The sequence below is a fragment of the Aeromicrobium sp. genome, assembly GCF_049587115.1.
In the GTDB taxonomy this organism is placed as follows: domain Bacteria; phylum Actinomycetota; class Actinomycetes; order Propionibacteriales; family Nocardioidaceae; genus Aeromicrobium.
The window spans coordinates 40,610-51,220 of record NZ_JBAVDI010000061.1 but is presented as its reverse complement, the minus strand read 5'-3'; the positions used below and the strand labels follow the sequence as shown (position 1 = coordinate 51,220).

At 66.6% G+C, this 10,611-nt stretch carries 12 protein-coding genes; 3 read left to right on the top strand and 9 right to left on the bottom strand.

Annotated elements, in window-relative coordinates:
- On the bottom strand, nucleotides 1-429 hold a 429-nt coding region (locus tag WB461_RS06215; protein ID WP_423851851.1), incomplete at its 3' end, for a hypothetical protein.
- Nucleotides 430-628: 199 nt separating this feature from the next.
- Complete coding sequence (locus WB461_RS06210; protein WP_423851850.1) at nucleotides 629-1,099, bottom strand: cupin domain-containing protein; 471 nt, start codon at nucleotides 1,097-1,099, stop codon at nucleotides 629-631.
- Between the two features lie 63 nt (nucleotides 1,100-1,162).
- Here WB461_RS06210 and WB461_RS06205 point away from each other — a divergent pair, with 63 nt between their 5' ends.
- Nucleotides 1,163-1,819 (top strand): TetR/AcrR family transcriptional regulator, encoded by a 657-nt coding sequence (locus tag WB461_RS06205; RefSeq protein WP_423851856.1) that lies wholly within the window; start codon nucleotides 1,163-1,165, stop codon nucleotides 1,817-1,819.
- Here the strand turns inward: WB461_RS06205 and WB461_RS06200 are convergent.
- Complete coding sequence (locus tag WB461_RS06200) at nucleotides 1,785-3,185, bottom strand: cytochrome P450 (protein WP_423851849.1); 1,401 nt, start codon at nucleotides 3,183-3,185, stop codon at nucleotides 1,785-1,787. The two genes, WB461_RS06205 and WB461_RS06200, sit on opposite strands and share 35 nt — an antisense overlap.
- 77 nt (nucleotides 3,186-3,262) lie before the next feature.
- On the opposite strand from WB461_RS06200, the gene WB461_RS06195 reads away from it, so the two are divergent.
- Nucleotides 3,263-3,880, top strand: coding sequence for a TetR/AcrR family transcriptional regulator (locus WB461_RS06195; protein WP_423851848.1), 618 nt, complete (start codon nucleotides 3,263-3,265; stop codon nucleotides 3,878-3,880).
- Here the strand turns inward: WB461_RS06195 and WB461_RS06190 are convergent.
- From WB461_RS06190 to WB461_RS06175, 4 genes are all read right to left on the bottom strand, one after another.
- Nucleotides 3,877-4,695: an SDR family NAD(P)-dependent oxidoreductase gene (locus WB461_RS06190; protein WP_423851847.1), complete on the bottom strand. Its 819-nt coding sequence runs from the start codon at nucleotides 4,693-4,695 to the stop codon at nucleotides 3,877-3,879. The genes WB461_RS06195 and WB461_RS06190 overlap by 4 nt on opposite strands.
- Before the next feature lie 62 nt (nucleotides 4,696-4,757).
- A complete protein-coding gene (locus WB461_RS06185; protein WP_423851846.1) occupies nucleotides 4,758-6,701 on the bottom strand; it encodes an ABC transporter ATP-binding protein in 1,944 nt (647 codons plus the stop codon).
- Between the two features lie 30 nt (nucleotides 6,702-6,731).
- Nucleotides 6,732-7,652 carry a pirin family protein gene (locus WB461_RS06180; protein ID WP_423851845.1) on the bottom strand — a complete coding sequence of 307 codons (921 nt, stop codon included), beginning with the start codon at nucleotides 7,650-7,652 and terminating at the stop codon, nucleotides 6,732-6,734.
- A complete protein-coding gene (locus WB461_RS06175) occupies nucleotides 7,649-8,335 on the bottom strand; it encodes a tyrosine-protein phosphatase (RefSeq protein WP_423851844.1) in 687 nt (228 codons plus the stop codon). Before WB461_RS06175 ends, WB461_RS06180 begins: the two co-directional genes overlap by 4 nt.
- 85 nt (nucleotides 8,336-8,420) lie before the next feature.
- Here WB461_RS06175 and WB461_RS06170 point away from each other — a divergent pair, with 85 nt between their 5' ends.
- Nucleotides 8,421-9,347 (top strand): SGNH/GDSL hydrolase family protein, encoded by a 927-nt coding sequence (locus WB461_RS06170; protein WP_423851843.1) that lies wholly within the window; start codon nucleotides 8,421-8,423, stop codon nucleotides 9,345-9,347.
- A gap of 88 nt (nucleotides 9,348-9,435) precedes the next feature.
- Here the strand turns inward: WB461_RS06170 and WB461_RS06165 are convergent, their stop codons facing one another.
- Nucleotides 9,436-10,275, bottom strand: a complete 840-nt coding sequence (locus tag WB461_RS06165; RefSeq protein WP_423851842.1) for a Bax inhibitor-1/YccA family protein — start codon at nucleotides 10,273-10,275, stop codon at nucleotides 9,436-9,438.
- 85 nt (nucleotides 10,276-10,360) lie between these two features.
- Complete coding sequence (locus tag WB461_RS06160) at nucleotides 10,361-10,558, bottom strand: hypothetical protein (RefSeq protein WP_423851841.1); 198 nt, start codon at nucleotides 10,556-10,558, stop codon at nucleotides 10,361-10,363.
- Nucleotides 10,559-10,611: the final 53 nt, after the last annotated feature.

Here is a 10,611-nt window from a genome sequence, read left to right as displayed (position 1 = left end):
GAGCAGGACCGTGCCAATGACGTGGGCAGCGACGAATACGCCGAGCCCGACGTCGTACGCGGGGTGCACATTGTCCAGCAGCCTGCCGGTCGCCACCGGTCCGAGTCCCTGCTTCGTACCCGCCCACAAAGCCATGTCTCCGACCAGCACGATCGGCAAGCTCAGGTAGCCGATCACGGTCAGGCTGAATCCCCACCTTGCCAACTGGCTCGTGGGTAGGGCGTCCCTGACGGCGTACAGCCCCGGAGCAAGAGTCAGGCTGGCTGCCAGACCCAGCCACAGGACGGCGCTCTCCCTGCCGAGGTGCTCGCCGACGGCCCGCGCGGCGGCAGTGCTGTCGGATGCCGTGTAGTACGGGAGCACAAATCGCAGGAAGGCAACGCAGAGCGGCCCGACCACGGCCAACGCCAGCGTCGTGACGCGGTTCATGACGTGGCTCCTGAGGCTCGGACCGGGCGGGCGTCCAGCACGACGCCGATCCCGGTCAGGCACGCACTCCTCGCCATCAGAACAGGAGCTGTCGCAGGTGCTTTGATCTTGACCATCTTTCCTCCTGGATGTCGCCGGCTGTGAACTCGATTCGAACGGGAGAGTCCGTCGAAATCGTCGTCCCGGCCCTGGACGCTGGCTAGAACGGCGGTGGACCGAGAACCTTCATGGTTCCTGTTGCTCGCGCTGATTCCCTGATCTGGTCGAAGTCGACCGGGAGCTGCGGCTCGCCTTCGACGACTTCCTTGCTCGCCTGCCGGTAGAAGTCTTCGCCGCCGCCGGGCGTGTGCAGGCACAACATCCGAGCGCCATCGGGGCCGGCGAGAAATGCGTGCGGCACGTCGCGTGGAACGACCGCGACCCCACCTGCTCGAACTTCCGTTTCGAGACCGTCCAGGTGCAACAGCATGGATCCTGCAAGAACGTAGAAGGTCTCCTCTGCGCCCGGATGGGTGTGAAGCGGTGTGCACTTGGCTGGCTCTACGTCGTCCTCGAAGAGCAGAAAATTCCCGTCAACCTCGCCCTGTCGCACGAGCCAGGTATGCAATCCGCCGCCAAAGAACCAGCGGCGCTCGGCGTCCTCGACATTGCGAACTATTGCTGTTTTCATCCCGACTCCTTTTATGGGACTTGAGTACCATAACGACACTAAGGTACCGTGAATGTCGTGTCAATGGATTACGAGAAGGTCGGTCGCACACGCCAGAAGCAGCGGACGAGGGCGGCCCTAATCGCCTCCGCCCGCGATCTGGTGGCGCGCGGAGGACGCCCGCCCACCGTGGCCGAGACAGCTGAGGCTGCCTCGATCTCGCGCACCACGGCCTACCGATACTTCCCCTCGCAGAACTCATTGCTCTTGGCTGCGCACCCCGAGATCGCCGCAACCTCGATGTTGCCATCAGACATCGGAGACGATCCCGAGGATCGGCTCGAGGCTGCGGTGCGCGGCTTTCTGGTGATGGTGGTCGACACCGAGTCTCAGCAGCGCACGATGCTCCGACTTTCGCTGCAGGCCGATGCCACGACGCGAGCGCTGCCACTACGCCAAGGACGCGCCATCGGCTGGTTCACCGAGGCGCTCTCCCCCCTCGCCCCCCAGTTCGACGAGCAGGCGATCCGTCGACTCGCCGTGGCAGTACGAGCCGTCGTTGGCATCGAAAGTCTGATCTGGCTCGTCGATGTCGCCGGCATGTCGAGGGACGAAGCAATCGAGCAGATGACGTGGTCGGCGATCGCCCTTCTCCGCCGCGCCGTTGCACCGTCGACGAGTCCGGCCGGGTCGCAGTCGACCCGACTCAGGCAGACTGACGGGGCGTCATCTTCAGCGTGAACCCCTTGGGCATCAGCGTCAGCCGTTCGGCGATCTGGAGCTCGTAGTCCGGATCGCCCACGACGTCGTATCGGTGCAGCAATCGTGCCAGCACCAGGATCGCCTCGTGCAGGGCGAACTGCCGCCCGATGCATGATCGCTCCCCCGTGCCGAACGGCTTGTACGAATGCGGCTGGCGTCCGCGCGAGCGTTCGGGCAGGAACCGGTCCGGGTCGAACTGGTCTGCGTCGTCGCCCCAGACGGCCGGATCGCGGTGCAACATCGGCAGGATCACGATGGCCCAGTCCTCGGGCCGCATCGTGTGCCCCGAGCTGAGCACCGTGGTCTCCCGTGGACTGCGGGTGAACGCCGGTGCGGTCGGCCACAGTCGCAAGCCCTCGTCGAGCACCCGGCGCAGATAGCGGAACTTGGCGACCTGCTCGAACGTCGGCTCGGCGTCTCGGTCACCACCCAGGATCAGATCGACCTCGGCCTGCGCTTTCGCGAGAATCTCGGGATCGCGCGACAGGTAGTACAGCGCGAATGACAACGCACCCGACGTGGTCTCGTGCCCGGCGACGAGGAAGGTCAGGATCTGGTGCCGGATGTTGAGGTCGTCCAGACGCGCTCCCGTCTCGGGATGAGGCGTGTGGAGCATGATTCCCAGCAGATCGCTCTCGTCGACCTCATCGGACGACCTCCGCGCGGCGATGATGCCGTCCAGCAGCGAGTCGACGTATTCCTGGTGGTGCGCATTGACCTTGTTGATCCGCTTGGCCATCAACGATGCACCGGGCATCGAGTTGAGCACGCCCTTGCGCTGTCCGGCCTTGAGCGCGGCGATCATCGCCGGAATGAAGGGATGTGGCTCGCTGCGGCTGAACGAGCCGAAGTCGGTGCTGAACGCCGTGCGGCTGATCGTCTCCAAGGTCAGCTTGGTCATGTCGGCCGAGACATCGACCGGGCCCTCGCGGGTGTCCCACAGGTCGAACAGCTCCTGGGCCGCGGCCAGCATCACCGGGTGATATCGCCGCATGGCGTCCTTGGTGAAGGCCGGACGAAGCAGATCGTGAGCCAGCGCCCAGTTCGTCTCGTCGTTGTACGCGGTGAACAACCCCTGACCGGCGAACTCTCGCAGCGCGACAAGCGCCGGTGACAGGCCCTTGACGAATCGTGACTCGTCGGCGAGCTCGGCGGCCAGCTCGGCCCCCACGACGAAGACGAACTTCTGGTCGAACACCTTTAGCTCGAACATCGGACCAAGGCCTGCCCCGCGCCGCATCGTGTTCTGCAGCGGGGTCGGACCCGCCGACCCCAGCGCGTCGCCGACCACAGGCTTGCGCCCCGGAGGGTGGGGAAACCTCTGGCCCGACCAGTCGTTCTGCACCGAAGCTCCTTATTAGACTGAAATTCAGTAGGGTCAGCCTAGCCCCTGCTGAATCGATGTCAAGTAGTGTGGGCGGCATGGCCACCCGCACCCGCATGAGCCGCGAGGCCCGTCAGGACCAGCTCCTCGACCTCGGCGCCGAACTGTTCGCCGATCGTTCGTACGAGGACGTCCACATCGAAGAGCTCTCCGAAGTCGCCGGCGTCTCCCGCGGCTTGCTCTACCACTACTTCCCGACCAAGCGGGCCTTCTTTGCAGCGATGGTCCGCCGTGAGTCAGGCCGCATGGCCGAGCTCACCACGACCGACCCGGCGCTGCCGGTCGTCGATCAGCTCAACCAGGGCATCGAGATCTACCTCGACTACTGCAAGGACCACAAGCTCGGCGTCAAGGCAATCTTCCACGGTGCTGCGTCCGCGGACCCGGAGATCCAGGACATCATCGAGCACGACCTGCGCGTCCATCACGACCGCATCGTGGTGCTGATCGAGCCGGGCGGGCAGGCCAGCGAGCTGATGCGCATCGCCGTACGCAGCTGGCTCCAGTTCATGCGCAGCGCCTGTCACCAATGGCTGGACGCGCAGGACACGACCCGCGACGAGGTCCGCGACCTGTGCGCCCAGACATTGCTGGGCGCGCTGCTGGCCCTGCCGGAGGGCTCACGTCCCTCCGGCCTGGCCGGCTTGGCTGACTAGAGGCCGTTGCGCTTGCTGAATGCCGTCGTCAGGCGCTGGTAGCCGGAGCCGCTGATGCGGACGACCTTGTCGAGCACCCACGCATCGCCGCCGATCAGGACCCGGGCCTTGTTCTTCTCGACGCCCTTGAGGATGACCTCAGCGGCCTTCTCGGGGGACGTCCGAGCCATCTTGTCGAAGGAGCTGGCCAGCTCATCGTGGTCGCGTCCCTCCACCTCACCGCCGTTGCGGGCGATGTTGGTCTTGATGCCGCCGGGGTGAACGCACGTCACCTTGACCGGACGTCCGTCCGTGATCATCTCCTGACGAAGCGCCTCGGTGAATCCGCGCACCGCGAACTTGGCCGCGTTGTACGCGCTCTGTGTCGGAACCGAGAACAGGCCGAAGATGCTGGAGATGTTGATGATGTGGCCATCGCCGGATGCCACAAGGTGGGGCAGGAAAGCCTTGGTGCCGCTGACGACGCCCCAGAAGTCGACATCCATGACCCGATCGATGTCCTTGAAGGACATCTCCTCGACGCTGCCGGTGAAAGCGATGCCGGCGTTGTTGAAGACCATGTTGACTCGGCCGAAGTGCGCGGCGACGTCATCGGCGTAGGCCAGCACGAGCTCGCGCTGCGCGACGTCGAGGTGATCGGCCCTGACCTCGCCGCCGACGGCCTTGATCAGCGCCTCGGTCTCGGCCAGGCCGTGCGTGTCGACGTCGCAGATCGCGAGCTTCGCGCCTCGGCGGGCGAGCTCGACGGACAAAGCGCGGCCGATTCCGGAACCGGCGCCGGTGACGACGGCGACCTTGTCGGTGAAGTGAGTCATGGAGGTCCTCTCGCGATTCAGATACCCAGAGTATCTCAAATTGAGGCTAACAGATTCTCCCGCTAGCCAGCAGTGGGCTGGTCGATCGGATCGGTCTGCCCCTGGTCGAACTGTGTACGGTGCAGCTCTTCGTAGCGGCCTTCCTGCGCCAGCAGCTCAGTATGGGTGCCCTGCTCCGCGACGCGGCCGTCCTCGATGACCAGGATGCGATCGGCGGCCCGGACGGTCGACAGCCGGTGCGCGATGACGACCGAGGTACGACCTTCCAGCGCAGCTGCCAGCGCCTCCTGGACCGCCGACTCCGACGTCGAGTCGAGGTGGGCCGTCGCCTCGTCGAGGATCACCACCCGAGGATGCGCCAGCAGCAGCCGCGCAATGGTGAGCCGCTGACGTTCGCCACCAGACAGCCGGTAGCCCCGCTCCCCCACGACCGTGTCGAGGCCTTCGGACAGCGAGCCGACAAGATCGTCGAGCCGGGCGTCACGCAAGGCAGTCCAGAGCTCCGCGTCGGTGGCTTCGGGCCGGGCGATCAGCAGGTTCTCCCGAATCGACTCGTGGAACAGGTGCCCGTCCTGAGTCGCCATGCCGAGCGTCCCGCGCAGCGACGCCATCGACAGGTCGCGCACGTCGACGCCGCCGAGCTTCACGCTCCCCGAGTCGACGTCGTACAGCCTCGGTATCAGGCTCGCGATGGTCGACTTGCCAGCACCCGAGGTGCCGACCAGGGCGACCATCTGGCCCGGCTCGACCGTGAACGAGATGTCGTGCAGGACCTCGACGCCACCGCGGTTGTCGAGCAGGGCGACCTCCTCCAGGGACGCCAACGACACCTTGTCGGCGGAGGGATAGGCGAAGGTCACGTGCGAGAACTCGACCGACACGGGGCCGGCAGGTACGTCGACCGCACCCTCCTTCTCGCGGATGAGGGGCTGCAGGTCGAGCACCTCGAAGACACGCTCGAAGCTGACGACGGCACTCATGATCTCGACCCGGGCGCTGGCCAGGGCGGTCAACGGTGCGTAGAGCCGGGTCAACAGCAGGGCCAGCGACACCACGGCACCTGGATCCAGCGAACCCTTGAGCGCATAGAAGCCACCCAGTCCGTAGACCACGGCGAGCGCGAGCGCGGAGACCGTCGTCAGCGCCGTGACGAAGACCGACTGCAGCATCGCTGACCGGATGCCGATGTCCCGCACCCGACGCGCCCGAGCGGCGAACTCGACCGACTCCTCGCCGGGCCGGCCGTACAGCTTGACCAGGGTCGCACCCGGAGCCGAGAAGCGTTCGGTCATGCGCGTGCTCATGACCGCGTTGTGGTTGGCCGCCTCGCGGGACAATGCCGCCAGCCGGCTGCCCATGCGGCGCGCCGGAACGACGAACACGGGCAGCAGCACCAGTGCCACGGTGGTGATCTGCCAGGAGATGCTCAGCATCACCACGAGAGTCAGGGTCAGCATCACGAGGTTGCTCACCACCCCTGACAGGGTGCCGCTGAAGGCACGCTGTGCACCGAGGACGTCATTGTTGAGCCGGCTCACCAGTGCTCCGGTACGGGTGCGGGTGAAGAAGGCGATCGGCATCCGCTGCACGTGATCGAAGACCGTCGTGCGGAGGTCGAGGATCAGCCCCTCACCGATCGTCGCGGACAGCCAGCGGGTCCAGATGCCGAGGGCCGCGTCGGCGAGCGCGATCAGCGCGATCAGTCCCGCGATGCCGAACACTGTGCTCCGGGAGTCACCGTCGACGATCGCGTTGACGACACGACCGGCCAGCACAGGCGTGGCGACGGCGAGAGCCGCCGACACCACGCTCAAGATCAGGAAGTGGACCAGCTGCCGCTTGTGGGGCGCGGCAAACGAACCGATCCGGCGCAGCGTCTCCTTGGTGAGCTTCTGCGGTCCGGTCTTGGTGGTCATGACGCGATGGAGCGATGTCCACGCGGTGACGTCCATGCTCATGGCGTCCTCCTGGATCGACTTGGCCTGCCAAGTGTCCACCCGGGGCATGACAAACCTGGAACCAAGCCACGGTCGAGCTCAATCGTGCGAGGACGATCCATCGATCGTGCGTCGTCTGGACCGCAGCCTCACCTGCGGCAGCGGCGGCGCCGGGATCCGCTTGCCAGCGTGTCCGGCGACTTCGCCGAATCGCGGCGAGGCGGCCTGCCACTGGTCTCGCGCCTCGACGATGTCCTCGTGCGATCGGCCGATGAAGTTCCACCACATCACGAGCTGCTCCTCGAATGGGGTGCCGCCGATCAGGAGCAGAGTCGTGGCTGCCGGGACGCGGAGCCGCACCTCGGCGCGTCCCGGCGCGAGGTAGCGCATCTGCCGTGCGGCGATCTCGATGCCGTCCACCAGCGTCGCGCCGTCGACCGCGAGGATCGCGTGCTCGAAGTCGGGCCGCAGCGGGATCGTTGCTGTGCCCGCAGCGATCCTCAGCTCGGCACCGACCATCGGCGAGTGTGTCGTGGCCGGCGACACCACGCCGTCGATCTCCCCCATCAGGACCGTGGCCGTCCAGGTGCGACCTTCGACCGGGGGCAGATCCGGGTGGTGCTCGAAGGCGGCCTCGGCCGCAAGCTGCCCGCCCGGGAGCGCGACCCAGAGCTGCAGACCGCTGATCGGCTGGGTGATGTCGCCGACGGAGAACTCCGAGTGGGCGACACCCCGCCCGGACGTCATCAGGTTGAGCTCACCGGGCCGTAGCACGACATCGCTGCCGAGGTTGTCCCGGTGGCGGATCTCGCCGGCCAGCGGCCAAGTGACGGTCTGCAGTCCAGTGTGCGGGTGCGGCAGCACCGCCATCGGCTCGGTTGTGGGTCCGAACTGGTCGACGAAGCACCATGGGCCCACCGTCGGGAGGCCCCGCTGAGGCAGGGTCCGATGCACGGTGATGCCTCGCAGGCCGCCGAGGGGGACCTCACGGGAGTCCAGCGTCAGGTCTGGCGAGGTCATTGCAGCAGCGTACGACGCAGCTGGTCAACCTGGGCCTCCGTTCCGCCGATCGCTCGGAACCAGCCGTGCACGCCCCCGTCGTGGGTGTCCCACACGTCCAGCACCCCGTCGATCGCCTCGACCGGTACGGCGAGAAACTCCCGAGGCAGGGTCGCCCGGTGACGGCGGCCCGGGGTGATCCGGAGTCGCGCGGCAATGGCACGCTCGGCGTGCAGGGTCAGGAGGTAATCGGCGACGATGTCATCGCGTGACGCCCCCAGGAGCCGCAGCACCAGCGCGACCGAGACGCCTGTGCGGTCCTTGCCGGCGGCGCAGTGGATCAGGGTCGGACCGCGGCACAGGCTGACCTCCTCGACGAGCTCGACGAAATGGCTCGAGGCGTGGTCGAGCAACAGAAGATAGAGCGCCGCGAGATCGCGAGCGGGTGCCGCATCGGGGCGGAGCGCACTGAGCAGCGGCAGGTTGACGATGCGCGCTCCGGTGCCGGCCAGCGGATGGACCTGCTCGGACTCACCCGGGGATCGCAGGTCGAGCACCAACGAGGGCGGCCACGCCATGCCCGGTGGAGCATCATCGAGGTGGGACGGTGCCGCGCTGCGCAGGACCCGGCCCTCCACGACCCGGCTGCCGTCGGCGGTACGGACGCCGCCGATGTCACGCAGATTCGGGACGAGTTCGCTCACGCCCACACCCTAGATGCAAGCAAGGACACACTCCTGGTCAGCGGCCACGGTACGAACGGGTCTCGAGGGGTCGTAAAATGGCCGCGTGCCCCGCTCCCGAAAGACCGCCACGAAGGCGCTGATCGGCGGCGGCGCAACCCTTTCGGGCTTCTACGGATTTCTGGTCGGCGAGGCACTGCTCGCGCGTCGCGCGATCGGCACGACCGACGACCGCCCCCCGTCCCCCGATGGCGTCTACGGCGATGATCTCCCCGGCCGCCCGATCCGGGTCCTGGTGCTCGGCGACTCTGCGGCGGTCGGCTATGGAGTCGATCGGGCCGATGCCACCCCGTCAGCCCTGATCGGCCTGGGCCTGGCTCATGTCGCTGATGCCCCGGTCGAGATGCAGTGCCGAGCAGTTGTCGGCGCTCGGACATTCGATCTGAACGGCCAGATCGACCTTGATCCCCACTGGCACCCCGACGTGGCGGTGATCGTCGTCGGCATCAACGACCTGACCCATCAGGTGACTCCTCGTGCATCCGCTCGGATGCTCGCCGAGGTCGTCCGGCGCCTGGTCGCCGAGGACTGCGCTGTCGTGGTCGGCACCTGTCCCGATCTGGGCACGGTGCAACCGATCCTGCAGCCGCTTCGGTCGATCGCGCGACGGCTGAGCAGATCACTGGCGCGCAAGCAGACCATCTCAGTCGTCGAGGCCGGCGGTCGCGCGGTGTCGCTCGGCGACCTGCTGGGCCCGCTGTTCGCCGAGAAGCGAGAGCTCATGTTCGGCGCCGATCACTTCCATCCCTCCGCGACCGGTTACGCGAACATGGTCTCAGTCCTGATCCCCGCGGTCGCGGCATCACTGCGACAGAAGCAGGTCAAGGTGGAGTATGCGGGCCACTCTCGCGATCTCACCTCGGTGGCCGACGCCGCAGCGGTGTCGGTCCGGCATCCCGGCACCCAGGTCGTTCGCGATGCGGGCCCCGGCGGCCGATTCGCCTCGGTCCTGCGCCGGCGCCGCACCTCCTGACTGCCGAGTCATGGGTGCGTCAACAGCTCGGACATGACGATGGCCGGCTCGCAGGAGCCGGCCATCGTCATGTCGTACGGGTCAGTGATCAGTCTCCACGCAGGATCGCGAGGATGCGCAGGATCTCGATGTAGAGCCACACCAGGGTGACGGTGAGACCGAACGCCGCACGCCACGCTTCCCTCTCGGGGATGCCCGCAGCGACGCCCTGCTCGATGAAGTCGAAGTCCAGGATCAGGAAGAACACCGCGAGGACGACCAGTGCACATGACACCAGCAGACCCAGGGTGTTGAAACCGCGCAGTCCGCCATTGTCGAAGACTCCGGTCAGGCTGAGGATCCAGTTGAGGACCAGCACGCCGACCACCGTGAATCCGGCGATCGTGACGACGCGTCGGAACTTCGGCGTGACCTGGATGTCGAAGAACTTGTAGGCGGCGAGCGTGCCACCGAATGCGAAGACCGTGCCGAGCACAGCCTGGAAGACGATCGACGGCTCACCGACGTAGGACGCGATGACCTTGGAGAAGGCTCCGATGAACACGCCTTCGACCAATGCATAGGCGATGACCAGGGCCGGGCTGACGACCTTCTTGAAGGAGTTGACCATCGCGAGGACGAAGCCGATCAGGGCGCCACCCATCGCGAAGGCGTACGCCGTGCCCTGAGCCGCGTCTGCCTTGGAGATGTCGGCGTCGTTCAGGTCCCCGATCAAGAACCACGTCACGGCGGCCGACAAGGTCAGCAGGCCCAGCGTGATGGCGGTCTTCTCGACGACCGTGTCGATGGTCATGCGGCCGGTGCCGCGCTCGGTGTGTGTGGGCGAACCGTTCAGGTCCACCTGCCACTGGGACGGGTCGTTGGCGGTCGCGCCGCTGCGGCCGTTGAACTCGGCGCTGCGGGCGAAGACGGGGTTGCTGCTTTTCATGATTCCCTCCGTGGGAGTCGGCTCTCAGATGGAGTCGTTGTACCTCACTGTATCCAACGCTGCAGCACGCCGGTTTGATCCCACCTCAGTCGTTGGACTTGGCAACCTTTTCGGGGCTGACCAGCGCAGGAACCCGCTCGAACGGCGAGACCCACTTGCGCGGCGAGGCACCCGGAACAGGCTTGAGGGTGCCGTCGTTCTCGCTGTAGCGCGCCTGGATCATTCGCATCGGGAAGACATTCCACGCCACGACCCCGTTGCGCAGCGTCGACGGAACCCACATGGCTCGCCTCCGAGCACTCGAACCTGATCGGCTCGAGACGTCCGTGCCCGCTT

What these genes read in the sequence shown, in the direction of transcription:
- WB461_RS06210 (WP_423851850.1), bottom strand. Translation starts at nt 1,099, where the DNA reads ATGAAAACAGCAATAGTTCGCAATGTCGAGGACGCCGAGCGCCGCTGG.
- WB461_RS06205 (WP_423851856.1), top strand. Translation starts at nt 1,163, where the DNA reads ATGGATTACGAGAAGGTCGGTCGCACACGCCAGAAGCAGCGGACGAGG.
- WB461_RS06195 (WP_423851848.1), top strand. Translation starts at nt 3,263, where the DNA reads ATGGCCACCCGCACCCGCATGAGCCGCGAGGCCCGTCAGGACCAGCTC.
- WB461_RS06190 (WP_423851847.1), bottom strand. Translation starts at nt 4,695, where the DNA reads ATGACTCACTTCACCGACAAGGTCGCCGTCGTCACCGGCGCCGGTTCC.
- WB461_RS06185 (WP_423851846.1), bottom strand. Translation starts at nt 6,701, where the DNA reads ATGCCCCGGGTGGACACTTGGCAGGCCAAGTCGATCCAGGAGGACGCC.
- WB461_RS06180 (WP_423851845.1), bottom strand. Translation starts at nt 7,652, where the DNA reads ATGACCTCGCCAGACCTGACGCTGGACTCCCGTGAGGTCCCCCTCGGC.
- WB461_RS06165 (WP_423851842.1), bottom strand. Translation starts at nt 10,275, where the DNA reads ATGAAAAGCAGCAACCCCGTCTTCGCCCGCAGCGCCGAGTTCAACGGC.
- WB461_RS06160 (WP_423851841.1), bottom strand. Translation starts at nt 10,558, where the DNA reads ATGTGGGTTCCGTCGACGCTGCGCAACGGGGTCGTGGCGTGGAATGTC.